We start from the raw sequence: 24,993 nt of genomic DNA on the forward strand, positions 1-24,993 counted from the left end.
CCCGCGCCGGCCGAGAGGCGCGGCGCGGGGTGTTGCGTGTGGGTCTGCGGATCGGCTGCTACCGCGCCGTCACGGCTTCAGCTGCTGGATGCGGACCATGTTGCCCGCGGGGTCGCGGAAGGCGCAGTCGCGGACGCCGTACGGCTGGTCCACGGGCTCCTGGACCACCTCGGCGTCGCCCGCCTGCACCCGCTCGAAGACGGCGTCGACGTCGGGGCTGGCCAGGACGATGCTGGCGTAGGTGCCCTTGGCCATCATCTCGGCGATGGTCCTACGCTCGTCCTCGGTGACGCCGGGGTCGGCGGCCGGCGGATGCAGCACGATGTTCGTGCCGGGCTGGCCGACGGGTCCCACCGTGATCCAGCGCATGCCCTCGTAACCGACGTCGTTACGGACTTCGAAGCCGAGGGTGTCGCGGTAGAACGCCAGGGCGGCGTCCGGGTCGTCGTGCGGAAGGAAGCTGGCGTGAATGGTGAGGTCCATGGCCATCACGCTAGTTTCGGCTCGAGGTGGGCGCTTCTCGATTCCTGATCGGCCTGGTCACCTGTTTCGCCACACACGACGGAATCCCCGCGGTGGCGAGGAGCGCCTGGCGCCGGAAAGCGCTGGGCGGCATGCCGACCAGTTCCGTGAAGCGGGTGCTGAAGGTGCCCAGCGACGAGCAGCCGACCTCGAAACACACCTCCGTGACGCTGAGGTCCCCGCGGCGCAGCAGCGCCATGGCGCGCTCGATGCGGCGCGTCATGAGATAGCTGTAGGGCGACTCGCCGTAGGCGCGCTTGAACTCGCGGCTGAGATGCCCGGCCGACATGTGCACACCCCGGGCCAGCGCCTCGACGTCCAGCGGCTGCGCGTACTCCCGGTCGATCCGGTCCTTGACCCGGCGCAGGAGGGCGAGGTCGCGCAGGCGCTGCGCCGGGGCGGGTCTGCTGTTCACATGCGTGAGCGTGCCACATCGCACAGACATTCGGGGGCTTTTCGAGAGAAAACCCGGTATCCCGGACCGGCGCCCGTCAGGTGCGGTACGGGTGCCCGCCAGGTGTGCGGTACGGGGGCGGCCCGTCAGGTGCGGTCCGCGTCTCCGGACGTTTCTCCGGACGTGTCTCCGACAGCCACGCCGGGTCAGATGCCGCCCACGCCGGAGCGGTTCCCTCCGAATCGAGAGCATGCCGGATCAGGAACATGGTGGGCTCAGGAGATGACCCGCCTGAACGTTCCAGCCCGGTCTCACACCCCGGCCGCGGCCGTGTCCGTCCGCGTCGCCAGTGCGGCCGCCGCCGCGCCCACCAGCCCGGCGTCGGTGCCCATCTGGGCCGGGGCGACGGTCAGGTGCCGGACGAAGGACAGCGTCGCGTAGGTGCTCAGGGCCTTGCGCAGGGGGACGAACAGGACGTCGCCCGCCTTGCCCACTCCCCCGCCGATCACGGCGATGTCGATCTCCACGAGGGTCGCGGTGGCGGCGATTCCGGCGGCCAGGGCCTGGGCGGCCCGCTCGAAGGAGGCGACGGCGACCGGGTCGTCGGCCCGGGCCGCGGCGGCCACCGCGGCGGCGGACGTGTCGCCGTCAGGGCCGGGCCGCCAGCCGTTCTCCAGGGCGCGCCGGGCGATGTTGGGGCCGCTCGCGATGCGCTCCACACAGCCGTGCGAACCGCACGGGCACAGATCGCCGTCGAGGTCCACGCTGATGTGGCCGATGTGACCGGCGTTGCCGGTGGGCCCGGCGTGCAGCCGGCCGCCGAGCACCAGGCCGCCGCCGACACCGGTGGAGACGACCATGCACAGCGCGTTGTCGTGGCCGCGGGCGGCGCCCTGCCAGTGCTCGGCCGCCGTGATCGCCACACCGTCGCCGATCAGCTCGACGGGGAGGCCTCCGGCCGCGGCCCGGACGCGCCCGACGAGCGGGTAGTCGCGCCAGCCGGGCACGTTCACCGGGCTCACCGTGCCGGCCGACCTGTCCACCGGACCGGCGCTGCCGATCCCCACGGCCGAGACCCGGTCCCACAGCGGCGACCCGGTGAGTTCGCCGAGCACCTCCTCCACAGCCCGCATCACTGTGTCACCGTCCTCCCGGGCGGGCGTCGGCCGCTGGGCGCGGACCAGGATCCGTCCCTCACCGTCCACCAGAGCGCCGGCGATCTTGGTGCCGCCGATGTCGAGCGCGGCCACGAGGTCGGTGTGCATGAGTGTCGGAACTCCCCGTCAACGGTGAAAGGACTGGCCGGCCAGCAGCGGAGCCCGGTCCGGAGATTGCGGTGGACAGTCTCCCCCGAGGCTGACAACGTTGTCCAGGCTCTATGCTCGACGCCACATCCTCATACAAACCGAGGACCGACGCACCCCGTGGACGACAGGACAGGACACCGCACCGTGCCCGAGACCAACCTCCGATCCGCCACGCGCTACGGCACCCGGCCGACCATGAAGGACGTCGCGGCACGTGCCGGGGTCGGACTCAAGACGGTCTCCCGCGTCGTGAACGGGGAGCCGGGCGTGACCCCGGAGACGGAGCGGCGTGTCCAGGAGGCCATCGACGCGCTCGGCTTCCGCCGCAACGACAGCGCGCGGGTCCTGCGCAAGGGCCGCACGGCGAGCATCGGCCTGGTCCTGGAGGACCTCGCGGACCCCTTCTACGGGCCGCTGAGCCGGTCGGTCGAGGAGGTGGCCCGCGCCCACGGCGCCCTGCTGATCAACGGCTCCAGCGCGGAGGACCCGGACCGCGAGCAGGAGCTGGTGCTGGCCCTGTGCGCGCGGCGGGTGGACGGGCTGGTGGTGATCCCGGCGGGTGACGACCACCGGTACCTGGAGCCGGAGCTCAGGGCGGGTGTCGCCACGGTGTTCGTGGACCGGCCGGCCGGGCACATCGACGCCGACGTGGTCCTTTCGGACAACTTCGGCGGTGCCCGGGACGGCATCGCCCACCTCCTCGCGCACGGGCACCGCCGGATCGGCTTCATCGGCGACATGCCCCGCATCCACACCGCCGCCGAGCGGCTGCGCGGCTACCGGGCCGCGATGGAGGACGCGGGCATACCGGTGGCGGACTCCTGGATGTCCCTCGGCGTCACCGACCCCGAGCGGGTGCGCAGGGCGGCCGAGGAGATGCTGTCCGGCCCGGATCCGGTCACCGCGATCTTCGCGGCCAACAACCGGGTGACGGTCACCGTGATCCGCGTGCTCGCCGAGCAGACCCGCCGGGTCGCCCTGGTCGGCTTCGACGACATCGAGCTCGCCGATCTGCTCCAGCCGGGCGTCACGGTCGTCGCCCAGGATCCGGCGGCCATCGGCCGCACCGCCGCGGAACGCCTCTTCCGGCAGCTGGACGGCACCCTCGTCACCCCGGAACGCATCGAGCTGCCGACCCGGCTGATCACCCGCGGCTCGGGCGAGCTGCCCCCGGCGGACTGAGCGGCCCATGGAACATCCCACGGAACCTACGGAGCACATGGCGCACCTCACCGATCGCACACTGCGAGCACTCGGGCTGGCCGAGGCCCCGCGCGAGCACCCCCTGCTCTACCCGGGCGCGTGGCCCGCCGACTCCGGGCTCCTCGACGGGGACCGCTTCCTGCCGCTGGACCGGCTCGTGCACGAGGACCGCACGCCGGTTCTCGCCATCGGCTCGAACGCCTGCCCAGGCCAACTGCGGCACAAGATGGAGGAGTTCGGGATCCTGTCGCCGATCCCGATGGTGAAGGCCCGGGTGACGGGCGTCGACGCGGGTGTGTCGGCCCATGTGAGCCGCATGGGGTACGTGTCGGCCTCGCCGGTCAGCGCGCCCGACACCGTACGGGAGTTGTTCGTCGTCTGGCTCGACGCCGAGCAGCTCGCCGTGATCGACACGAGCGAGGGCGTGCCGGTGCCGGCCGGCAACTACGACCGTGCCTGGCTGCCCTCGCCCGACGTGCGCATCGATCTCGCGGACGGCACGCGCCTGCCCGGCGCGTACGCGTACGTCAACCGGCACGGTGTCCTTCACGACGGCACCGGCGTGCCGCGCACCCACCCGGGCCAGCGGGTGCTGCTCACCGAGCTGCTCGTCGGCCTGCCCCGTTTCCGCGAGCTGTTCGGCGTCGTGCCCGAGGAGTTCTGCGCACGGGCCCGCTCCGACCGGCGGCTGTGCGAGCGGGGCACGCGGCTGTTCGTCGAGGAGAAGCTGGTGACGGCCTCCGGGCTGGAGCGGTACGCCGCGGTGTCGCTGCGCGCTCAGCAGACCGGGAGTCCGGGGACGGGCGCGTCGTTGTCGCCGCCCTTGATGTAGACGTCGCTGACCCAGACGTCCGTGTTGCCGCTGTCGTCGTCCGTCTTGGCCCACCAGATGTTGGTCCACCGGCCGTCGGTCTCCCGCCGGCCCAGGTTCTGCTGGCAGTAGAAGTAGTTGGTGCCGGCGTTGAGGATGCCGACCTTGGTGCCGGAGGCGGTGTAGGAGTCCGCGGTCTTCCAGACCGTGCAGTTGTACTTGCCGCCGCCGATGGCGTGGCAGACGGGTGCCTCGCTGGGGGTTCCGCCGCCTGTCGTACCGCCGTCGCCGGACCCGCCGCCGGCGCCGCCGCCGCCTCCGGAGGTGTCGCCGGACGATCCTCCGGTCGTGTCGCCGGTGGTGCCGCCGGAGGACTTGGCGGGGGCCGAGGATGTCGCCCGGCCGGTGGGCTCCGGTTTCTTCTCGCCCCCGGGCTTCTCCGACGGGGCCTTGCCCTTCTCGTCACCCTTCCCCTCGGGCCTGGGGGCGTTCGAGCCGTCGTCGGTACGACCGGGCTCGGCCGCGGAGGACGCGGCATCCGCACGGGCGGCGTCGGCCCGCGCGCCCGAGTCCTTGCCGTCGGAGGCGTTCATCAGGGCGACCGTGGTCCCGGCCGCCGCGAGGACGACGGTGGCGGCCGCGGCGGCGAGGAGGACGCGGGTCTTACGGCGAGGCGTGGCTCCCGAGTGCATCGGACCTGTGGGAGCGGAGGCGCCGCGGCCGCCCGGGCCGGCCGGACCCAAGCCCTGCGTACCGGGTCCTGGGCCGTGCGGGCCGGACTCGGCGGCGTGCGGGCCGGACACAGCGGTGTGCGAGCCGGGCTGTGAACCGGGCTGAGCGGCCCCCGAGCCGGGCGAGCCGGATGCTGCGCCCTGCGGCCCTTGTCCCGGGCCCTGCGAGCCGAGCCCCGAGCCACGGGGATCGGTCCCCGAACCCTGCGAGCCGGGCCCCGAACCCTGCGGGCCGCCCCCTGCTTCCGCCGGCCCGCCCGAACCCGAAACCGAAACCGATCCGGCCTGTCCCGGTGCTCCGGAGGAGGTCGCTCCTGAAGCAGCGGTGGCCCCGGAACCGGCCTTCGTGCCGGAGCTCGGAGTGCCCTGGTCCTCGTGGGGTCCGGCGGCGCCCGGCCACCCGTGCTGCGGTGGGCCGAATCCCGGGGGTACCGGCGGGACAACACGCTCCGTCTCCGGGCGCGTGGGCGACGTCGGGGCCGCATGACCTCGGAGTGAGGACGTCGGCCTGTCCGTGCTCCCCGTGTCCGCCACCGTCTGGAGCATTTCGCGGGCCCGGTCGGCCTCCGGGCGGCCCTCGGGGCGCTTGTCCAACAGCTGCTGGAGGACGGGGGCGAGAGGACCGGCGCGCCGGGGCTCGGGCAGCGGCTCGGAAACGATGGCGGTGAGCGTCGAGAACGTGGACGTACGGCGGAAGGGCGCGGAGCCCTCCACAGCCGCGTACAGCGTGGCGCCCAGGGCCCAGATGTCGGAGGCGGGGCCCGGGTCGGCACCCTGGGCCCGCTCGGGGGCCAGGTAGTCGAGGGAGCCGACGAGTTCGCCGCTGCGGGTGAGGTTCGTGGCCGAACCGTCGCCCGGGTCGTCCATCGTGGCGATGCCGAAGTCGGTGAGGACGACCCGGCCCGAGCGGTCGAGCAGGATGTTGCCGGGCTTCACGTCGCGGTGCAGGACGCCCGCGCGGTGGGCGGCGGCCAGGGCGCCCATGACCTTGGCGCCGATCCCGGCCGCCTCGCGTGCGTCCAGCGGGCCGCGGTCGCGCAGTACGTCGTCCAGGGACGGCCCGTCGACCAGCTCCATGACGATGAGGGGGCGGCCGTCGACCTCGGCGATGTCGTGCACGGCGATGACTCCGGTGTGGCGCACCCGGGCCGCCGCACGCGCCTCGCGCTGCATCCGCACGCGCAGACCGGCCAGTTCGGGGCCGGCCGCGTCGGTGTAGGTGCGCAGTTCCTTGACGGCCACCTCACGGCCGAGGACCTCGTCGACGGCCTTCCAGACGACGCCCATGCCGCCGCGACCCAGCTGGGCCGCGACGCGATAACGGCCTGCCAGCAGCCGACCGGCCCCATCGCCCTGCCCGTACTCCCCCGTTGACACCGCTGCCCCTGCCCCGTTCCTCTGACCCCACCGGATTCCCCGACACGTCCGTGCGTGGCGTACAGACTACGGGGCCGCTGTGACGGCGACAGCCGGAGGTGACGGCTGTGACAGGGCCGGTACGGGGCACAAGGCCCCTTGGAGAGAAGCCGTCAGGCGGACGCCGTCAGGTTCCCCCGCCTGGGTACCGCGAAGCTCTCCAGGTCGGCGCGGGTCAGGCCGGTCAGCCGGGCTACCTCCCCGATGTCCAAGGCGCCGCAGTCCAGGCCGCGCAGCAGATAGCCGCTGAGGGCCTTGGCGGTGGCGGGTTCGTCCATGACGTCGCCGCCGGTGCGGTTGGCGTAGCGGGCGAGGCGGGCGGCGGCCTGCTCGAAGCCCTCGCGGTAGAAGGCGAAGACGGCCGCGTAGCGGGTGGGGATGTGGCCGGGGTGCATGTCCCAGCCCTGGTAGTAGGCGCGGGCCAGGGCGCGGCGGGTGAGGCCGTAGTGCAGGCGCCAGGCGGCGTGCACCTTCTCGGTGGGGCCGATGGGCAGGACGTTGGTGGAGCCGTCCGAGACGCGCACGCCGGTGCCGGCCGCGGCGACCTGCATGACGGCCTTGGCGTGGTCGGCGGCCGGGTGGTCGCTGGCCTGGTGGGCGGCGGAGACGCCGAGGCAGGCGCTGTAGTCGAAGGTGCCGTAGTGCAGGCCGGTCGCGCGGCCCTCGGCGGCCTGGATCATGCGGGCGACGGTGGCGGTGCCGTCGGCGGCGAGGATGGACTGGCTGGTCTCGATCTGGATCTCGAAGCCGATCCGGCCTGGTTCCAGGCCGTGCGTCTTCTCGAAGGCGTCCAGCAGCCGCGCCATGGCGGTGACCTGCTCGGCGTACGTCACCTTCGGCAGGGTGAGCACCAGCCCGGCGGGCAGGCCGCCGGCCTCCATCAGGCCGGTGAGGAAGATGTCGAGGGTGCGGATGCCCCGGGCGCGCACGGGCGCCTCCATGCACTTCATGCGGATGCCCATGCAGGGGGCCGCGGTGCCGTCCTCGTACGCCTCGGCGATCAGCCGGGCGGCGCGGGCGGCGGCCTCGTCCTCCTCGGCGTCGGGGCGGTTGCCGTAGCCATCCTCGAAGTCGACGCGCAGGTCCTCGATCGGCTCGCGCTCCAGCTTGGCGCGCACGCGCGCGTGGACGGGCTCGGCGAGTTCGTCCGAGAGACCGAGGACGGCGGCGAAGGACGCGGCGTCCGGGGCGTGTTCGTCGAGGGCGGCCAGGGCACGGTCACCCCAGGAGCGGATCGTGTCGGCGGCGAACACGTCGCCGGGGACGTAGACGGTGTGGACGGGCTGGCGGGTGCCGGGGTCTCCGGGGTAGCGGCGCTCCAGCTCGGCGTCGACCGGCGCGAGGGAGGCGCTGATGTCCTCGCTGACGGCGCCCGCGAGGCTCGTCGCCACCTTCTCCTGCTGGCCCTGACCCATTCCGAGATCCTCCTGTTTTCCGCTTTACGGAATCAACAATCCGTAGAGCGAAGTTATCGGCCGACCTTCGGCCTGGTCAACACCGTCTTGAAGTGGGATTCCCCATCCTTCACCGTTGGTCACTGCCGACCCGCCGTCTTCTTCCGTATTCAGAAGGCAAGCTTCATCCTGACGTGCAAGGGGAGGGAGACCACGTGCCGAACGAGGCCGGAGTGACGCGCCGCCACGGGCTCAAGGCGGCGGCCGCCGCCGCCATCGCGGGACCGCTGCTCACCAGCGCAGGCCCCACACAGCCCGCTTCCGCCGGCGAGCACCCGGGCGCCCTGAACGTCATGACGTTCAACGTGCGCTTCGGGACCGTCGTCGACACGACACCGCGCTGGGACGTGCGCCGACCGGTGATGCGAGAGCTGCTGCGCCGCGAGCGACCGCACGTCATCGGCACCCAGGAAGGGCTCTACCGGCAAGTGCGCGCGATCGAGAAGGATCTCGGCGGGCACTACGACTGGATCGGCACCGGACGCGGGGGCGGCAGCAAGGACGAGTTCATGGCGGTCTTCTACGACACGCGCAGACTCGACCCGATCGAGTTCGATCACTTCTGGCTGTCCGACACTCCGTACACGATCGCCTCGAACACCTGGGGCGCGGACTGGCTGCGCATGGTGACCTGGGTCCGTTTCGCCGATCTCGCCGACGGGGGACGGGAGTTCTACGTCCTCAACACCCACCTGGACAGCGTCAGCCAGTACGCCCGGGAACGCTCGGCGGGGCTCATCGGCGAGACGATCGCCGGGTGGGACCGGTCGTTACCGGTCATCGTCACCGGCGACTTCAACGCGGACGCCCAGGACAACCGGGTGCACGACATGATGCTGGACATCGGTCTGGTGGACGCCTGGGACGCGGCGGCCTCGCGGAGTCCGGCGTACGGGACGCACCACGGCTACCGAGGGCCCAAGTCCGGCGGGCGGCGCATCGACTGGATCCTCACGACGCCCGGGGTGACCACGCACTGGGCCGGGATGAACACCTTCTCCGTGGACGGGACGTACCCGAGCGACCACCTGCCGGTGCAGGCCTCGATGACCCTGGGATGAGAAGAGGCCCCCGTGACCGTTCGTGCGGTCACGGGGGCCTTCCACAGCCGGGGTCGATCAGCCCTTGCGGGTCTTGATCTCCTCGGTCAGGGCCGGGACGACGTCGAAGAGGTCGCCGACGACGCCGTAGTCGACGAGGTCGAAGATCGGGGCCTCGGCGTCCTTGTTGATCGCCACGATCGTCTTCGAGGTCTGCATACCGGCACGGTGCTGGATCGCACCGGAGATGCCCGAGGCGATGTACAGCTGCGGCGACACGGACTTGCCGGTCTGGCCGACCTGGTTGGTGTGCGGGTACCAGCCCGCGTCCACCGCGGCGCGCGAGGCACCGACGGCCGCGCCGAGGGAGTCGGCGAGGGCCTCGATGATCGCGAAGTTCTCCGCGCCGTTGACGCCACGGCCACCGGAGACGACGATCGCGGCCTCGGTCAGCTCCGGACGGCCCGTCGACTCACGCGGCGTGCGACCGGTGACCTTGGTGCCGGTGGCCTTCTCGGAGAAGGTCACGTTCAGCGCCTCGACCGCACCGGCGGCCGGGGCCGCCTCGACGGCCGCGCTGTTCGGCTTGACCGTGATGACCGGGGTGCCCTTGGAGACACGGGACTTGGTGGTGAAGGACGCGGCGAACACCGACTGCGTGGCCACGGGGCCCTCGTCGCCGGCCTCCAGGTCGACGGCGTCGGTGATGATGCCGGAGCCCAGACGCAGGGCCAGACGGGCGGCGATCTCCTTGCCCTCGGCGGAGGACGGCACCAGCACGGCGGCCGGGGAGACTGCCTCGACCGCGGCCTGGAGGGCGTCCACCTTCGGTACGACCAGGTAGTCGGCGTACTCGGACGCCTCGTGCGTGAGCACCTTCACCGCGCCGTGCTCGGCGAGGGCGGCGGCGGTGTCGGCGGCGCCGCCTCCCAGCGCGACCGCGACCGGCTCACCGATGCGGCGGGCCAGGGTCAGCAGCTCCAGGGTGGGCTTGCGGACGGCACCGTCCACGTGGTCGACGTAGACGAGAACTTCAGCCATGGGACTTCTCTCCTGCTTGCGAAAGATGAGGGGCGGTCAGCGAATGCGGGGCTCAGATGAACTTCTGGCCCGCGAGGAACTCAGCGAGCTGCTTGCCGCCCTCGCCCTCGTCCTTGACGATCGTGCCCGCGGTACGGGCCGGACGCTCGGCCACGTTCTCGACCGTGGTGTAGGAGCCCTCCAGGCCGACCTCCTCGGCCTCGAGGTCGAGGTCGGACAGGTCCCAGGACTGAACCGGCTTCTTCTTGGCCGCCATGATGCCCTTGAAGGACGGGTAACGCGCCTCGCCCGACTGGTCGGTGACCGACACGACCGCCGGCAGGGACGCCTGAAGGTTCTCGGAGGCGGCGTCGCCGTCACGGCGGCCCTTGACCGTGCCGTCCTCGACCGACACCTCGGACAGCAGGGTCACCTGCGGCACGCCCAGACGCTCGGCCAGCAGCGCGGGCACAACGCCCATGGTGCCGTCGGTGGAGGCCATGCCGGAGATCACCAGGTCGTAGCCGGCCTTCTCGATCGCCTTGGCCAGGACCAGGGAGGTGCCGATGGCGTCGGTGCCGTGAATGTCGTCGTCCTCGACGTGGATCGCCTTGTCGGCGCCCATGGACAGCGCCTTGCGCAGGGCGTCCTTGGCGTCCTCCGGGCCCACCGTCAGGACGGTGATCTCCACGTCGTCGTCGGAGTTCTCGGAGATCTGCAGCGCCTGCTCGACCGCGTACTCGTCGAGCTCGGAGAGCAGACCGTCCACGTCGTCCCGGTCGACGGTCAGGTCATCGGCGAAGTGCCGGTCGCCAGTGGCGTCGGGCACGTACTTCACAGTGACAACGATCCTCAAGCTCACGCCGGCTCTCCTACTGCATCGTCATTTCCATGCTGCCTACTTGCAGGCAGCATAGGCGCCTCAAGCGGCCGATCCCGGTCGGGGGCGACCCCTGCTCCGAGCGAAATATTACTCGTCAGTACACCCAGTTCGTTCCCGCTAAGCAAGCGCTTTGAACTGTGACCTTCGCAACGCAGCGTAACCGGAACTCGACGGTCCCGCAGCCCGGGGAACAGGTGATCAATCGCGCAGGCGGTTGAAGCGTCCCTGGTGGTAGAGGAGCGGCCGGCCGGTGCCCGCGGGGTCGCCGAGCACGACCTCCGCGATCACGATCCGGTGGTCTCCGGCGGGCACGCGCGTGACGACCCGGCCCACCAGCCAGGCCAGCACACCGTCGAGCACGGGGACTCCCTCGGGCCCCTCACGCCAGGCCGTGGGCGGCGCGAAACGGTCGGCCCCGCTGCGGGCGAAGGTGGCGGCCAGCTCCTGCTGGTGCTCACCGAGGATGTGGACTCCGACATGGTCCGCCGCCGCGATCGCGGGCCAGCTGGAGGAGCCGGTGCCGACTCCGAAGGACAGCATGGGCGGCTCGGCGGAGACGGAGGCGAGGGAGGTGGCGGTGAAGCCCACCGGACCGGCGTCGCCACGGGCGGTGATCACGGCGACCCCCGCCGCGTGCCGCCGGAAGACCGAGCGCAGGAGATCGGGCGTGGCGAGAAGGTCCGCAGGCATGGGGTCAGGCTGACGATAAATGGTTGGCGCAGTCAAGTTCGTTCCCCGATGTGGGAGATGGCTCACTGACCGGGTCGCGTCCCTCACACCGCCTCGCCCAGCGCGGCGATGACGTCGGCCTTGCGCGGCTGGCCGGCGGCCCGCCGCACCACCCGGCCGTCGGCGTCGAGGACCAGCACGGTCGGGGTCTTGAGGATGTCCAGCCGTCGCACGAGGTCCAGGTGGGCCTCGGCGTCGATCTCGACGTGAGTCACGCCCGGGACCATGCCGGCGACCTCGCCGAGGACCCGCCGGGTCGCCCGGCAGGGCGCGCAGAAGGCACTGGAGAACTGCACGAGTGTGGCCCGCTCGCCCAGTTCCGCGCCCAGCTCGGCCGCGTCCAGCCGCTTGCCCTCGTCCCGCCCGCGCACCCGCACTCTCCCGCTCCGCCGCCGTTGCAGCACTCCGTAGGCGCTCGCCACCGCGAGCACCAGAACGCACACCACCAGTCCGGTCATCACCTGCTGCAAGCGTTCACGAGACCGCAAAGATTCCCGCCCCCACCTCGGGCGCGTGCTGCGGAATGCTTGCTTCCCATGGACATCGATGTGAGAGGGCCGCGTTTCGGCGCGGCCGTGACGACCGTCGTCCTGGCGGTCGTACTGGTCACGGGGAGCGCGTGGCTGCTGGCCTGGCAGGCGCTGGCGTTCCTGCTGGGCGCCGCGGGCGGGGTGACCCGGGCGCCCTACGGCCTGCTGTTCCGGAAGGCCGTACGGCCGCGGCTCGGGCCTCCGACCGCGTTCGAGGCGCCCGAACCGCCGCGTTTCGCCCAGGCGGTGGGGCTGTTTTGCGCCGCAATCGGGCTCGTCGGCTTCGCCCTGGGACCCGGCTGGCTTGGTCTCGCGGCAACCGGCGCCGCGCTCGCGGCAGCCTTCCTGAACGCGGTGTTCGGGTACTGCCTGGGGTGCGAGATGTACCTGCTCGTACGGCGGATGACGGTAGGCCTGAAGTAATACGGACGTAAAAGCCCGAGGTGGGGTCCGGCGGAGACGTGACGAGAATCTCTTCACGGGCGGGCACGGGGACTGGCTACCCGGCCGTTCTTCGGGCACGATCTCGACAAGCCGTAAACCTACGGCTGCGTAACTTTCCACTGGGAATCCCTTCCCAGGCAGAGCAGGAAGGGTCCGACCCGCCCATGGCAGAGCTCGTCTACCGTCCCGTCGTCGGTTGCGCCCGCACGCTGTTCAAGGCGTGGGACCTCAAGATCGACTGTCAGGGTTCGGAGAACATCCCGCGCTCGGGCGGCGCCGTGCTGGTGAGCAACCACATCAGCTACCTGGACTTCGTCTTCAACGGCCTGGCGGCGCTGCCGCAGAAACGTCTCGTGCGCTTCATGGCGAAGGAATCCGTCTTCCGCCACAAGATCTCGGGCCCGCTGATGCGCGGGATGAAGCACATCCCCGTGGACCGCAAGCAGGGCGAGGCGGCCTACGCGCACGCCCTGGACTCACTGCGGTCGGGCGAGATCGTCGGCGTCTTCCCCGAGGCGACCATCTCGCAGTCGTTCACACTGAAGAGCTTCAAGTCGGGTGCCGCGCGCATGGCCCAGGAGGCCGGCGTCCCGCTGATCCCGATGGCGGTGTGGGGCACGCAGCGGCTGTGGACCAAGGGCCACCCCCGCAACTTCAAGCGCAGCCACATCCCCATCACGATCCGGGTCGGTGAGGCGATCGAGGCCTCCCGCGACAAGTACGCCGGCGCGATCACCCGTCAGCTGCGCGAGCGCGTCCAGGAACTCCTCGAGGCCGCCCAGCGCGCCTACCCCGTACGCCCGAAGGGCCCGGACGACACCTGGTGGATGCCGGCCCACCTCGGCGGCACGGCTCCGACGCCGGAGCAGGTGCGGGAGGCCGAGGCGCACTGACACCGGGGCGGCCGGCCCGGGCTCGGGTCCCGCTTCAGAGTGCGGTGGGGAGTGTCTCCCACAGGTGGGGGCGATCGTCGGCTGATTTCAGGGCGTCGAGCACGACCGGGTGAGGCGCGGCATACAGGACCGGACAGTCCGTCTCACCGGAAGCCGGGTCGGGCGTGAAGGCGAGCCGCTCGCCGTCGAGGGAGAACCGCGCGTTCACCCCCGGCTTGTTGCCCCGGGGGTCCTGCCGGTGCCACGCGCCGTTGAACCGCACGGCCACCAGACCGTGCACCACGTCGAGCTTCTGGTAGCACAACGCGGTCGGGATGTCCTCGGCCCGCAGCAGCGCCGCGAGCGCGTGGGCCTTGGCGTAGCAGATGCCGGTGCGCTGTTCCAGGACATCGGAGGCGCGCCAGGTGACACGGAGATCGCCCGAATCCTGCGAGTGCGGAATGGTGTCGCGCACGAACTCGAACGCCGCCCGCGCATACTCATACGAGTTCGCCACACCCCTGGTCAGCTCGGCCGCTGTCTCGCGAACGAGCGGATGGTGATGGTCTACCGCCTCGTCAGCGGCCAAGTAGGCGGAGAGGTCGGGGGTTTCCTGGATCAGCTGCATGCGGGCAGAGCATAGGGACGAGATCACTCCTGGGTCAATTCATTTTCGGTTAGCCGTATATGTATGCACCGACGGGAGAACGGCTGAACCCCGCCGCAACCCCCCGCCCGGCCACAACCCTTACCCCATGTCACCGGTCTCGGCCCCCGCAGATCCGTGACAAGGGGGAAGACATGAAGCACCCACACCGCCTGCTCGGCGCCGCGCTCGCGAGTTGCGCCCTGGCGGCGGCCGGAGTCGGCGCCGGGCCCGCGCACGCCCAGGAGAACCAGCTGTGGATCAGCGCGCCGTACGAGACGGTGCTGCCGGGCGCCGACTCGGACGGCGGCGCGCGTGAGCGCGGCCTGGCCGTGCAGGTCAGCCGCGACGTCGCCGATGGCGAGTTGCCGGAAGGGCGACTGACCGTCGACATCAGTGAGATCGCCTCTTTCGCGCGGGCGTCGTGGCCCGCGAACTGCGAGCCCGAGTCGGAGGTCAGGGCGGTCTGCGACTTCCCCGAGATGCCCGCCGGGACGGAGAGCGTGCCGGCCGCAGCGTTCGGGCTGCGCGCGCTGCCCGGAGCGGACACCGGCGCCTCGGGCTACGTGCGCTACTCGGCGATCGCCGGAGAGGCGACGGCCCACCCGGCCGAGACCCGGGTCGGCGTGGGCAACGGGCCCGACCTCGGCCTCAGTCAGGCCGGCTACCAGCGCGACCTCAGGCCTGGCTCGGAGACAAGCGTGCGGGCGACACTGTCCAACAGCGGAAACCGCACCGCGGAGCGCACCCTGCTGTGGCTCAACGCCTCGTACGGACTGCGTTTCGGGGAGCGGCACGCCAACTGCGAGTACCGGGAGCACGACACCGGTACGTCCGCCCTGTGCGTACTGGACGAGGCGGTGGCACCGGGACAGCGGTACGCGCTGGACACCGGTCTCGGCGTGGGCCGGAAGGCGCTGTACGAGCGGTTCGACCACTCCGTCCATCCGTACTCCGACGACGCGCTGGAGGAGATGCGCGGCGACTGGACGTGGACCCGGGGCACGGGCGCCGAGCTGGACCTGCGCCCCGTGGCCGCCGCACGGGCCGCGGCGGCGGACCCCGACATCGATCCGCAGGACAACTACCGGACCGTCATCCTCGACGCCCGGAACACCGCCGATCTGAAGCTGACCGGCAGCAGGGTGAGCGGGGCCGCCGGTGACACCGTCACCGCCCGGGTCACCGTGCACAACCGCGGTCCGGCCTGGGTGGCGTCGCCGGGCGTGGGCGCCGCCGTGGCGACGGTGCGGTTCCAGGCGCCGGAGGGCACCACGGTGATGGTGCCCCCGGAGGAGGACTGCTGGACCTCGGAGGACCCCGCGTCACCCACGACGTACTACTGCAAGACGCCGATCTACCTGCACGACAAGGCGTCGCACACCTTCGAGATCCCGCTGCGGATCGACCGTGTGGTGCGGGGCGCGCGCACCACCGTCGCCACCGTCAACGACGATCCCGAGCTGAGCATCAGGAAGTTCGACCCGAACCTGCGCAACAACAGCGCGGGGATCGTCGTCAACTGACGCGGAAGCCGCGAGGAGGTGGCCCTAGCGGGCCATCTCCTCCTTCAGTGCCGCGACGAACGCGTCCACGTCCTCCTCGGTCGTGTCGAAGGCGCACATCCAGCGGACGTCGCCCGCGGCCTCGTCCCAGAAGTAGAAGCGGAACCGCTTCTGGAGGCGCTCGCTCACGTCGTGCGGCAGGCGGGCGAACACCGCGTTGGACTGCACCGGATGGAGGATCTCCACGCCGTGCACCGCCCGTACGCCCTCGGCGAGGCGCTGGGCCATCTCGTTGGAGTGGCGGGCGTTGCGCAGCCACAGGTCCCGGGCGAGCAGGGCCTCCAGCTGCACCGACACGAAGCGCATCTTGGAGGCGAGCTGCATGGACAGCTTGCGCAGGTGCTTCATGTGGCTGACGGCGTCCTGGTTCAGGACCACGACCGCCTCGCCGAACAGGGCGCCGTTCTTCGTGCCGCCGAGGGAGAGGAGGTCGACCCCGGCGGTGTTGGTGAGCGTCCGCATCGGGACGTCCAGGGTGGCGGCGGCGTTGGCCAGCCGGGAGCCGTCCAGGTGCACCTTCATGCCGTGCGCGTGGGCGTGCTCGCAGATGGCGCGTATCTCGTCCGGTGTGTAGACCGTGCCCAGCTCGGTGGCCTGGGCGATGGAGACGACCTGGGGCATCGCGCGGTGTTCGTCGTCCCAGCCGTACGCCTGCCGGTCGATCAGCTCAGGCGTGAGCTTGCCGTCGGGCGTGGGCACGGTGAGCAGTTTCAGGCCGCCGACCCGCTCGGGCGCCCCGCACTCGTCGACGTTGATGTGGGCGCTCTCGGCGCAGATCACCGCGCCCCAGCGGTCGGTGACGGCCTGGAGGGCGACGACGTTGGCGCCGGTGCCGTTGAAGACCGGGAACGCCTCGGCCGTGGGCCCGAAGTGGCTGCGGACCAGTTGCTGGAGGTTCTCGGTGTACGCGTCCTCGCCGTACGCGACCTGGTGCCCGCCGTTGGCCAGGGCCAGGGCGGCGAGCACCTCCGGGTGGGCGCCGGCGTAGTTGTCGCTGGCGAAACCGCGGACCTCGGGGTCGTGATGGCGACGGGCGTCGGTCTTCGGCGGGTTCACGGCTTCTCGGTGAGCCACAGACGGTTTCCGTTCACTTCGGCGGCGGGCTTCTCCCAGACTCCGGTGATGGCCTCGGCCAGGTCCTTGACGTCGGTGAAGCCCGCGAACTTCGCGTTGGGTCGCTCGGCGCGCATCGCGTCGTGCACCAGTGCCTTCACCACCAGGATGGCAGCCGCCGAGGTCGGCCCCTCGGGGCCCCCGGCCTTGCGGAAGTAGTCGGCCATGGCCAGCGTCCACGCCTCGGCCGCCGCCTTGCCGGCGGCGTACGCGGCGTTGCCCGCGGTGGGCTTGCTGGCACCCGCCGCGCTGATCAGCACGTACCGGCCGCGGTCGCTGCGCTGGAGTGCCTCGTGGAAGGCGAGGGAGGTGTGCTGCACGGTGCGCACGAGCAGCATCTCCAGGAAGTCCCAGTCGTCGAGGCTGGTCCGGGTGAAGGTCTCGCTGCCGCGCCAGCCGCCGACGAGGTGGACCAGGCCGTCGACGTGGCCGAAGTCCTTCTCGATGCGGGTGGCCCAGTCGTGCGTGGCCCGCAGGTCGAGCAGGTCGACCGTGTCGCCGGTGACGGTGGCCCCGCCGGTGGCGTAGCTCGCCGCGTCCACCGCCTCCGCCAGCCGCTCCGGGTCGTTGTCCGAGCCGATGACGGTGGCCCCCGCCTCGGCCAGCCTGAGCAGTGCGGCCCGGCCGGCGGGTCCTCCCGCTCCGGCCACCGCGATCACCGCGCCGCTGAGCGCCCCGTTCCCCGCCATGGTCTTCGCCTCCTGAGCCGTGTTCTCGCTTCGCCGATCGCTCACGCGGCGATCCGCTCTGCGCCGTCCGCCGTGATGCCCTTGGTGGAGGCGATCACGTTCTTCAGCTTCTTGGACAGTGCCTCATAGAACATGCTCAGCGGAAACTCGTCCGGAAGCACGTCATCGACGAGTTTGCGCGGCGGCTGCGTCACGTCCAGCGCCTCGGGGCCCTTGGCCCACTTCGAGCCCGGGTGCGGGGCGAGGTAGGCGGAGACGAGCTCGTACCCGGCGAACCAGTGGACGAGCTTGGGGCGGTCGATGCCGTCGCGGTAGAGCTGCTCGATCTCGGCGCACAGCTGGTTGGTGACCTGCGGGGCGCGCTCCCAGTCGATGGTCAGCTTGTTGTCGGTCCAGCGGACGACGTCGTGCTTGTGCAGGTAGGCGAAGAGGAGCTGGCCGCCGAGGCCGTCGTAGTTGCGCACCCGCTCGCCTGTGACGGGGAAGCGGAACATGCGGTCGAAGAGCACCGCGACCTGCACGTCACGCGCCTGCGGCACGCCGTCCTGGGCGAGCTTCACGGCCTCCTTGAAGGCGGTGAGGTCGCAGCGCAGCTCCTCCAGGCCGTACATCCAGAACGGCTGGCGCTGCTTGATCATGAACGGGTCGAACGGCAGGTCGCCGTGGCTGTGGGTGCGGTCGTGGACCATGTCCCACAGGACGAACGCCTCCTCGCAGCGCTTCTGGTCGTGGACCATCGCGGCGACGTCCTCGGGCAGCTCCAGGCCGAGGATGTCGACGGCGGCGTCGGTGACGCGGCGGAAGCGGGCGGCCTCGCGGTCGCAGAAGATGCCGCCCCAGCTGAACCGCTCGGGGGCCTCGCGCACGGCGATGGTCTCGGGGAAGAGCACGGCGGAGTTGGTGTCGTAGCCCGCCGTGAAGTCCTCGAACTTGATGCCGCAGAACAGCGGGTTGTCGTAGCGGGTGCGCTCCAGTTCGGCGAGCCAGTCCGGCCAGACCATGCGCAGCACGACCGCTTCGAAGTTGCGGTCCGGGTTGCCGTTCTGCGTGTACATCGGGAAGACGACCAGGTGCTGGAGGCCGTCCGCGCGGTTGGCGGCGGGCTGGAAGGCCAGCAGCGAGTCGAGGAAGTCGGGCACCTGGAAGCCGCCGTCGGCCCACCGGCCGAGATCCTTGGCCAGGGCCTCGTGGTAGTCGCGGTCGTGCGGGAGCAGCGGGGAGAGCTCCAGGACCGCGTCCGTGACCTGGCGGACGGCGAGCTCGGCGTCGGCCGGGTCGGGCGCGCCCTCGGCGTCGAAGTCGATCGACCCGTCCTTGGACTGCCATGGCCGGATCCGCTCCACGGCATCCTTGAGCACGGGCCATGCCGGGTGCTCCACCACCCTGACCACGGGAGGAACCCGCTCCTCCGAACCCACCTGCCCAAGAATTTCCGTCATGTCACACCTTCCACGGGAGAATCTCGCGTACTCCGACCGTATACATACGAGGTTCCTCCCAGCAAGGGCCACCTCGGGAAAATATCCTGCCTTACCCTGCCCTTCACCGCACTTTTTCCTGTTGACCATCCTTCTGCCCGCACGCACGCCGACCATGCCCTCACCCTCTGCACAGGGTGGGTGCAGGCGATACGGTCAGGTGGGCCGTCAGGCCCCCACTGCCGCCTGTCGACGGAAGAGAGTCGCGTCTTGAACTTCCTCACCATCGGTCACCGCGGAGTCATGGGTGTGGAACCGGAGAACACCCTCCGGTCCTTCGTCGCCGCGCAGGAGGCCGGCCTCGACGTCATCGAACTCGATCTGCATCTGAGCAAGGACGGCGCGCTCGTCGTCATGCACGACACGGACGTGGACCGCACGACCGACGGCACCGGGGCGATCGCCGAGAAGACCCTCGCCGAGCTGCGGACCCTGGACGCGGGCCGGGGCGAGCGGGTGCCGGTCTTCGAGGAGGTCCTGGAGGCCGTATCGACGCCCCTCCAGGCGGAGATCAAGGACGCCCAGGCGGCGCGGGCCCTGGCCGAGGTGATGAACCGGCGCGGGCTGGCCGGCCGGGTGGAGGTGTCCTCGTTCCACGACGAGGCGATCGCCGAGATCAAGCCACTGGTGCCGGGTGTGCGCACCGCGCTGATCGCCAGCCGCTACGGCACCGACATCGTGGACCGGGCCGTCGAAGCGGGGGCCTCGACCGTCTGCCTGAACATCCGCCGGCTCACCCTGGAGATCGTGGAGCGCGCCCGCAAGGCCGACCTGAGGATCATCGGCTGGGTGGTGAACACGCAGGACCATCTGCGTCTCGTCCGCGCCTTCGGACTGGACGGCGCGACCACCGACCACCCGGACATCAAGCGCACGGGCCGTTTCACCGCGTAGGGCCTGTCGCGGGACAGGCCCTGGTGACTAGGTGTGCTGATCGGGCAGGAAGGCCCGGCACCCCGCCGCGGGCCCCGTCAGTTGGGGAAGGAGAAGTAGAGCGCCTCGCTGTAGAAGGACCCGAAGTGCCTCTGCCAGTCGGCTCGGACCGAGGCCAGCCAGTCGTCGTTCTGGCCGGCTATCGCCGCCTCGGCCTGGCCGACGGCGTCGGGGATGTCCTCGGACGCCAGACGCCGCACGCTCGCTGCCGGATCCTCGCCCGTCATCGAGACGATCTCCCCGGTCTCCAGGACGAAGTACTTCGCCTGCTGCTTGTCGAGGTGGGCCGTGGTCGTGGCAACGCATTCGGCGAACTCGGCGTCGTCCTCCAGGCCCTTGCCGACCGCGCGCAAAAGGCCGCGCAGCAGGGCCGCCCCGTCGGCATAGTCCGCGGCGATGCCGATCGGAGGGTTCCAGATCATGGACGGAACGACCGTCGTTCCGCGCCCCACCATGAGCTTGTGCGCGAGCGGGATGTCCCAGTTGTGCTCGGATATGCATCGGATCCGCTCGGGGATCTCCGCCTCGTTCGGCATCGAGTCCGCAGAGTAGAGGTATGAACGGTTCGCCATGGATGGCGACGCTAGCACCGGGGGCCGACAACGCCGGCGCCCTCCAAATCCTCCCCGCGATCGGCGCGTTGGCCGCGATCCTGCTGATCACCATCCAGCACCAGATCAGTGAGATCATCACCGGCCTGGTCGGGGTGTTCCTGATCGCGGCCTCGTTCCTCTCATCGGTCCGCCGTGCCAAGGCGCTCGCGGCCGCCGGGACCGAGGACCCGACCTCACAGCAGGGTGAGTCCCGCCTCTGACCTGACCGTCACACCGAAGCTCCCCCGTGGGAGGGTTCGATGCGGATCACGATGGATTTGGTCACCGGCGTGTTACTGGTCTCGGCCGTGGAGTCCAGGGCGACCAGCACGTTCGTCTCCGGGTAGTAGGCGGCGGCGCAGCCGCGCGGCGTCGGATAGCGGACGGCGCGGAAGCCGGGGGCGCGGCGTTCACCGTCCGGGTTGACGCTGATCAGATCGACCAGGTCGCCGTCGTGGAGGTGGAGGTCGCGGAGGTCCTTCCGGTTGAGGAAGACGACCCGCCGTCCTCCCTTGATGCCGCGGTAACGGTCGTCGAGGCCGTAGACGGTGGTGTTGAACTGGTCGTGCGACCGTACCGTCGTCAGCAGCAGGTGTCCCGGCGGAACTTCGGGCGCGGTCGGTGGGTTGACCGTGAACTGCGCCTTGCCGGTCGACGTGGGAAAGGTGCGGGAGTCGCGCGGTGCACGGGGGAGCATGAAGCCGCCGGGCTGCCGGACGCGCTCCTCGTATGCGTGGAATCCGGGGCAGACGTGCTCGATGTGGCGGCGGATCACGGCGTAGTCGTCGCGCATGCCGCGCCAGCCGAGGTCGTCGCCGAAGAGAGCGTGCCCGAGGTCGGCGACGATCGCGACCTCGCTGCGCAGGTGCGGTGATCCCGGAAGGAGTCGTCCGTGCGACGAGTGCACCATGGCCATCGTGTCCTCGACCGTCACGAACTGCTCACCCGAGACCTGCCGGTCGCGCTCGGTGCGGCCGAGGCAGGGCAGAAGCAACGCCTCGGTGCCGTGGCACAGATGGGACCGGTTCAGCTTGGTCGCGACATGGACGGTGAGGGCGCAGTTGGCCAGCGCGGTCTCCGTGACCTGCGTGTCCGGCGTGGCCGCGGCGAAGTTGCCGCCGAGGCCCATGAACACGTCGACCTCACCGTCGCGCATGGCCTTGATCGAGCCGACGGTGTCCAGGCCGTGGGCACGGGGCGGATCGAACCCGAACTCGTCGCGGAGCCTGTCCAGGAACGGTTGCGGCATCCTCTCCCAGATGCCCATGCTGCGGTCGCCCTGGACGTTGCTGTGCCCGCGGATCGGGGCGGGTCCGGCACCGGGGCGACCGATATTGCCGCGCAACAGGAGGAAGTTGACGATCTCGCGGATGGTTGCCACGGCGTTGCGGTGCTGAGTGAGGCCCATCGCCCAGCAGACGATGACGCTGTCCGCGGCGAGCACGTCGGCCGCGCAGTCCTCGATCAGGCGGCGGGGCAGGCCGGCCATCGTCTCGATCTGCGACCAGTCCAGGGCACGCCATGCCGTTGCGGCCGCTTCGAATCCGTCGCAGTACCGGTCGATGAAGTGGTGGTCGAGCACGGAGCCCGGCTGGGAGTCCTCCCGGTCGACCAGGGTACGGTTCAGGCCCGCGAAAAGGGCCAGATCGCCGTTGATGCGCACCGGGAGCCAGCGGTCGGCGAGCTGCGTGCCCGGGCCGATCAGGCCGCGCGCGGTCTGTGGGTTGTGATAGCGGCCGAACCCGGCTTCGGGGAGCGGGTTGGCTGCGATGATGCGGGCGCCGCGCCGCTTGGCCTGTTCGAGCGCGCTGAGCATGCGGGGGTGGCAGGTGCCGGGGTTCTGGCCCACGATGATGATCAAGTCCGCGTAATCGGTGATGTCGGAGATCGTGATGAGACCTTTTCCGACGCCGATGGTCGCGCTCAGGGCCTCGCCGCTCGACTCGTGGCACATGTTCGAGCAGTCGGGCAGATTGTTCGTGCCGAGCCTGCGCGCCAGCAACTGGTAGAGGAAGGCGGCCTCATTGCTCGTCCGGCCGCTGGTGTAGAAGACGGCACGGTTCGGATCGGCGAGGCCGAGCAGGCGATCGGCGGTGAGCGCGAGCGCGTCCTCCCACGAGATGGGCGCGTAGTGCGTCGCGCCGGGGGCGAGGTGCATCGGCTGGGCCAGCCGGCCCTGCGACTCCAGCCAGTGACCGTCCCGCTCCCGCAGGTCAGCGACGGAGTGCTCGGCGAAGAACGCCGCGTCGACGCGTTTGCGCGTGGCCTCCCAGGCGACGGCCTTCGCGCCGTTCTCGCAGAACTCCGCGATCTTCCGGTGGTCGGGACCGGGGTCGCCCCACGCACAGCTCGGACAGTCGAAACCGTCGACGTGGTTCACCTTCAACAGCGTCTGCAGACTCCGCTTCGGCCCCATTTCGGCCATGGAATACCGCGCGGATTCGGTGATGCCGTGAATTCCGACGCTGGCCTTCTCGGGTCCTGAAGAGGTCACATCCGATACGGACGGGTTGATCGGTTTCTCAGCCATGACTGCCTCTTTGCCCTATACGTGGACTATCGTATGCGAGAGCAAAGTCGACCGCAGCCGTCGCCTCCCCGAGCAATTCCCGGCCGTCAGAACAGCCAGTCTTCAGGGCAAACCGCAGCCAGGTCCGGCACCCTCACCTGACGTCGACGAAGTCGCCGGCCGCCATGGACGGGCGGCCTGGTCGGAACCGCCGTGGTGCTTCACGTCGTAGACCCGGTCTCCGACGAGACCGACCGCGCCGGTGCCCTTGGGGCCGGGGGCGATGACGGCGACCGGGCCGTCGACGGGCCGCTTGTCGATGCCTGCCGCGTGGAAGGAGCGGGCCGAGTAGCCCTTGTCGGCCACGACCCGTTCAGGCCGCCGACGAGGGCGTCCCGGCCCGGGGCGGGCGACGCGGATCGCGTCGATGACGGCTTCGGCTTGGGTGCAGTCGTTGCGTGTGCCGGCCGTGACCGTGAAAGCCAGCGGGCGGCCCCGCCCGTCGCAGGCCAGATGGATCTTGCTCGTCAGCCCACCGCGGGAGCGTCCGAGCCCGCGCTCCTCGAGCCCCCTTTGGCAGCGGCGTGCTGATGGGCCCGGACGATCGTGGAGTCCAGCGCGACCAGCCAGTCCACCTCCGCCCTTGTCTGGACCGCCGCCAGGATCCTGCCGAAGGTGCCGTCGGCCGCCCAGCGGGCGAACCGCCCGTGCACCGTCTGCCACGGACCGAACCGCTCCGGCAGATCCCTCCAGGGCACACCCGTACGGAACTTGAACACGATGCCATCCATGACCTGACGGTGATCCCGCCACCTGCCCCGGGCACGGCCCACCGGCGGCAGCAACGGCTCAATCACCGCCCACGCGGCCTCAGATACTTCCCCATCCCTCACGACCGATCCAACGATCGGATGATCGGCAAGACACCCCCTAGGGGGTGTCCGCAAAGTCCCGTCGTCCGCCCGGAGGGCGGGCCTCGCGGCGTCCGGTGCGTGCTCTCGGCGTGCCGGGCGGACGCCCGCGTACTGGTTGTACGTGGGTGTTCGCCCGGTGCGGCGAGAGGGCGTGCCGGGCGTCGCGGGGCAGGCGGGACTTTGCGGACACGCCCTAGGCCAGCTCCTTGACCAGCAGCTCGAACTCCAGGTCGTCGCGCTGCGGCACGCCGAAGCGCTCGTCGCCGTACGGGAAGGGGGTCATCCGTCCCGTACGCCGGTAGCCGCGGCGCTCGTACCAGGCGATGAGGTCGTCGCGTACGGAGATCACGGTCATGTGCATCTCCGTCACACCCCATGTCTCACGGGCCTGCCGCTCCGCCTCCGTGAGGATCACCTTGCCGAGGCCCTCGCCCTGGAGCCGGGGGCTGACCGCGAACATCCCGAAGTAGGCGTGTTCCCCCCGGTGCTCGATCTGGCAGCAGGCGACGATCCGCCCCTCCCGCTCCACCGTCAGCAGCCGGCCGTCGGGCGCCTTGATGACGGCCAGCACACCCTCCGGATCGGTCCGCTGCCCCTGGAGGATCTCCGCCTCGGTGGTCCACCCGGCCCGGCTCGCGTCACCCCGGTACGCCGATTCGATCAGCGCGACCAGCTCGTCCACGTCGGCGTCCGTGGCATCGCGGAAGGTCAGTCCGGTGGCGGCGGTGTCCATGGGCGTAGGTCTCCGTTTCGTGGGGCGCGCGGGCAGGGACGAGAGTAACTCCACGACTAACCTCCGGTGCATGGTGCATGTACTCAGCAGCCGGATTCTGCTCCGCCCCACCGACCCCGAGCGGTCCCGTGCCTTCTACGGCGAACAGCTCGGGCTCGCCGTGTACCGGGAGTTCGGTACGGGGCCGGAACGCGGGACGGTCTACTTCCTCGGCGGGGGCTTCCTGGAGGTCTCGGGCCGGTCCGAGATCCCGCCGGCGCCGGCCACGCGGCTGTGGCTCCAGGTCGCCGACGCTGCGGCGGCGCACGACGAGCTGCGGGCGAAAGGCGTGGAGATCGTCCGGCCGCCGGTGAAAGAGCCCTGGGGGCTGGTCGAGATGTGGATCGCGGATCCGGACGGGACGCCGATCGTGCTGGTGGAGGTCCCGGCGGACCACCCGATGCGCTACCGGCCGGGCATCTGAG

The 24,993-nt window shown here is 70.8% G+C and carries 25 protein-coding genes and 2 pseudogenes; 9 read left to right on the forward strand and 18 right to left on the reverse strand.

Going from position 1 to position 24,993, the window contains the following annotated elements; translation table 11 throughout:
• Positions 1–69 precede the first annotated feature (69 nt).
• From QC385_RS01250 to QC385_RS01260, 3 genes are all read right to left on the reverse strand, one after another.
• Positions 70–483, reverse strand: a complete 414-nt coding sequence (locus QC385_RS01250; RefSeq protein WP_279539351.1) for a VOC family protein — start codon at positions 481–483, stop codon at positions 70–72.
• A gap of 10 nt (positions 484–493) precedes the next feature.
• Complete coding sequence (locus QC385_RS01255; RefSeq protein ID WP_279539352.1) at positions 494–967, reverse strand: helix-turn-helix transcriptional regulator; 474 nt, start codon at positions 965–967, stop codon at positions 494–496.
• Between the two features lie 260 nt (positions 968–1,227).
• Positions 1,228–2,181, reverse strand: a complete 954-nt coding sequence (locus tag QC385_RS01260; protein ID WP_279539353.1) for an ROK family protein — start codon at positions 2,179–2,181, stop codon at positions 1,228–1,230.
• Between the two features lie 159 nt (positions 2,182–2,340).
• Here QC385_RS01260 and QC385_RS01265 point away from each other — a divergent pair, with 159 nt between their 5' ends.
• Together QC385_RS01265 and QC385_RS01270 are read left to right on the forward strand one after the other, a co-directional pair.
• Entirely contained in the window at positions 2,341–3,405 is a 1,065-nt protein-coding gene (locus QC385_RS01265; protein WP_279539354.1) for a LacI family DNA-binding transcriptional regulator, read from the forward strand.
• Between the two features lie 37 nt (positions 3,406–3,442).
• Complete coding sequence (locus tag QC385_RS01270; RefSeq protein ID WP_279539750.1) at positions 3,443–4,258, forward strand: hypothetical protein; 816 nt, start codon at positions 3,443–3,445, stop codon at positions 4,256–4,258.
• On the opposite strand, the gene QC385_RS01275 is transcribed toward QC385_RS01270, so the two are convergent.
• Both QC385_RS01275 and QC385_RS01280 read right to left on the reverse strand, forming a co-directional pair.
• On the reverse strand, positions 4,204–6,345 hold the full coding sequence (locus QC385_RS01275) for a serine/threonine-protein kinase (protein ID WP_279539355.1): 2,142 nt from the start codon (positions 6,343–6,345) through the stop codon (positions 4,204–4,206). The two genes, QC385_RS01270 and QC385_RS01275, sit on opposite strands and share 55 nt — an antisense overlap.
• A 152-nt stretch (positions 6,346–6,497) precedes the next feature.
• Positions 6,498–7,799 (reverse strand): DUF6986 family protein, encoded by a 1,302-nt coding sequence (locus QC385_RS01280; protein ID WP_279539356.1) that lies wholly within the window; start codon positions 7,797–7,799, stop codon positions 6,498–6,500.
• 194 nt (positions 7,800–7,993) lie between these two features.
• Here QC385_RS01280 and QC385_RS01285 point away from each other — a divergent pair, with 194 nt between their 5' ends.
• Positions 7,994–8,899: an endonuclease/exonuclease/phosphatase family protein gene (locus QC385_RS01285; protein WP_279539357.1), complete on the forward strand. Its 906-nt coding sequence runs from the start codon at positions 7,994–7,996 to the stop codon at positions 8,897–8,899.
• A gap of 57 nt (positions 8,900–8,956) precedes the next feature.
• Here QC385_RS01285 and QC385_RS01290 read toward each other — a convergent pair whose 3' ends face one another.
• The 4 genes from QC385_RS01290 to QC385_RS01305 all read right to left on the reverse strand — a co-directional run bounded on the left by QC385_RS01290 (position 8,957) and on the right by QC385_RS01305 (position 11,968).
• Complete coding sequence (locus tag QC385_RS01290; RefSeq protein WP_279539358.1) at positions 8,957–9,919, reverse strand: electron transfer flavoprotein subunit alpha/FixB family protein; 963 nt, start codon at positions 9,917–9,919, stop codon at positions 8,957–8,959.
• 52 nt (positions 9,920–9,971) lie between these two features.
• Positions 9,972–10,760: an electron transfer flavoprotein subunit beta/FixA family protein gene (locus QC385_RS01295; RefSeq protein WP_279539359.1), complete on the reverse strand. Its 789-nt coding sequence runs from the start codon at positions 10,758–10,760 to the stop codon at positions 9,972–9,974.
• A gap of 219 nt (positions 10,761–10,979) precedes the next feature.
• Positions 10,980–11,471 carry a flavin reductase family protein gene (locus QC385_RS01300; RefSeq protein WP_279539360.1) on the reverse strand — a complete coding sequence of 164 codons (492 nt, stop codon included), beginning with the start codon at positions 11,469–11,471 and terminating at the stop codon, positions 10,980–10,982.
• Positions 11,472–11,554: 83 nt separating this feature from the next.
• Positions 11,555–11,968 carry a thioredoxin family protein gene (locus QC385_RS01305; protein ID WP_150485237.1) on the reverse strand — a complete coding sequence of 138 codons (414 nt, stop codon included), beginning with the start codon at positions 11,966–11,968 and terminating at the stop codon, positions 11,555–11,557.
• A gap of 78 nt (positions 11,969–12,046) precedes the next feature.
• Between QC385_RS01305 and QC385_RS01310 the strand changes: the two genes are divergently transcribed.
• Together QC385_RS01310 and QC385_RS01315 are read left to right on the forward strand one after the other, a co-directional pair.
• Positions 12,047–12,463 carry a DUF4395 domain-containing protein gene (locus QC385_RS01310; protein WP_279539361.1) on the forward strand — a complete coding sequence of 139 codons (417 nt, stop codon included), beginning with the start codon at positions 12,047–12,049 and terminating at the stop codon, positions 12,461–12,463.
• Positions 12,464–12,648: 185 nt separating this feature from the next.
• Positions 12,649–13,377 carry a lysophospholipid acyltransferase family protein gene (locus QC385_RS01315; RefSeq protein ID WP_279539362.1) on the forward strand — a complete coding sequence of 243 codons (729 nt, stop codon included), beginning with the start codon at positions 12,649–12,651 and terminating at the stop codon, positions 13,375–13,377.
• 34 nt (positions 13,378–13,411) lie between these two features.
• Here QC385_RS01315 and QC385_RS01320 read toward each other — a convergent pair whose 3' ends face one another.
• Positions 13,412–13,984, reverse strand: coding sequence for a transglutaminase family protein (locus QC385_RS01320; protein ID WP_279539363.1), 573 nt, complete (start codon positions 13,982–13,984; stop codon positions 13,412–13,414).
• A gap of 173 nt (positions 13,985–14,157) precedes the next feature.
• Between QC385_RS01320 and QC385_RS01325 the strand changes: the two genes are divergently transcribed.
• Entirely contained in the window at positions 14,158–15,528 is a 1,371-nt protein-coding gene (locus QC385_RS01325; protein ID WP_279539364.1) for a hypothetical protein, read from the forward strand.
• A 24-nt stretch (positions 15,529–15,552) separates the two neighbouring features.
• Here the strand turns inward: QC385_RS01325 and QC385_RS01330 are convergent, their stop codons facing one another.
• The 3 genes from QC385_RS01330 to QC385_RS01340 are packed head-to-tail and all read right to left on the reverse strand — an operon-like array spanning position 15,553 to position 18,808.
• Positions 15,553–16,623 carry a threonine aldolase family protein gene (locus tag QC385_RS01330; RefSeq protein WP_279539751.1) on the reverse strand — a complete coding sequence of 357 codons (1,071 nt, stop codon included), beginning with the start codon at positions 16,621–16,623 and terminating at the stop codon, positions 15,553–15,555.
• Positions 16,620–17,369, reverse strand: a complete 750-nt coding sequence (locus QC385_RS01335; protein WP_279539752.1) for an SDR family NAD(P)-dependent oxidoreductase — start codon at positions 17,367–17,369, stop codon at positions 16,620–16,622. Before QC385_RS01335 ends, QC385_RS01330 begins: the two co-directional genes overlap by 4 nt.
• Positions 17,370–17,410: 41 nt before the next feature.
• Positions 17,411–18,808 (reverse strand): DUF6421 family protein, encoded by a 1,398-nt coding sequence (locus tag QC385_RS01340; protein ID WP_279539365.1) that lies wholly within the window; start codon positions 18,806–18,808, stop codon positions 17,411–17,413.
• A 249-nt stretch (positions 18,809–19,057) separates the two neighbouring features.
• Here QC385_RS01340 and QC385_RS01345 point away from each other — a divergent pair, with 249 nt between their 5' ends.
• On the forward strand, positions 19,058–19,741 hold the full coding sequence (locus tag QC385_RS01345) for a glycerophosphodiester phosphodiesterase (RefSeq protein ID WP_279539366.1): 684 nt from the start codon (positions 19,058–19,060) through the stop codon (positions 19,739–19,741).
• A gap of 77 nt (positions 19,742–19,818) precedes the next feature.
• Here the strand turns inward: QC385_RS01345 and QC385_RS01350 are convergent, their stop codons facing one another.
• A complete protein-coding gene (locus QC385_RS01350; RefSeq protein ID WP_279539367.1) occupies positions 19,819–20,352 on the reverse strand; it encodes a DUF7822 domain-containing protein in 534 nt (177 codons plus the stop codon).
• A gap of 56 nt (positions 20,353–20,408) precedes the next feature.
• Between QC385_RS01350 and QC385_RS01355 the strand changes: the two are divergent.
• Positions 20,409–20,594: pseudogene (locus tag QC385_RS01355) on the forward strand (DUF475 domain-containing protein); the annotation flags it as partial.
• Positions 20,595–20,602: 8 nt separating this feature from the next.
• Here QC385_RS01355 and QC385_RS01360 read toward each other — a convergent pair.
• The 4 genes and pseudogenes from QC385_RS01360 to QC385_RS01375 form a co-directional block, all read right to left on the reverse strand.
• Positions 20,603–22,903 (reverse strand): FdhF/YdeP family oxidoreductase, encoded by a 2,301-nt coding sequence (locus QC385_RS01360; protein ID WP_279539368.1) that lies wholly within the window; start codon positions 22,901–22,903, stop codon positions 20,603–20,605.
• A gap of 102 nt (positions 22,904–23,005) precedes the next feature.
• On the reverse strand, positions 23,006–23,248 hold the full coding sequence (locus QC385_RS44170) for a hypothetical protein (RefSeq protein WP_443032833.1): 243 nt from the start codon (positions 23,246–23,248) through the stop codon (positions 23,006–23,008).
• Positions 23,225–23,790, reverse strand: a pseudogene (locus QC385_RS01370) (IS5 family transposase); the annotation flags it as partial. The gene QC385_RS44170 and the pseudogene QC385_RS01370, both read right to left, overlap by 24 nt.
• A 199-nt stretch (positions 23,791–23,989) precedes the next feature.
• Entirely contained in the window at positions 23,990–24,529 is a 540-nt protein-coding gene (locus tag QC385_RS01375) for a GNAT family N-acetyltransferase (RefSeq protein WP_279539369.1), read from the reverse strand.
• Positions 24,530–24,599: 70 nt separating this feature from the next.
• On the opposite strand from QC385_RS01375, the gene QC385_RS01380 reads away from it, so the two are divergent.
• Positions 24,600–24,992 carry a VOC family protein gene (locus QC385_RS01380; protein WP_279539370.1) on the forward strand — a complete coding sequence of 131 codons (393 nt, stop codon included), beginning with the start codon at positions 24,600–24,602 and terminating at the stop codon, positions 24,990–24,992.
• Position 24,993: the final 1 nt, after the last annotated feature.

It is taken from the genome of Streptomyces sp. DH10 (assembly GCF_029813805.1).
Taxonomy (GTDB): domain Bacteria; phylum Actinomycetota; class Actinomycetes; order Streptomycetales; family Streptomycetaceae; genus Streptomyces; species Streptomyces coeruleofuscus.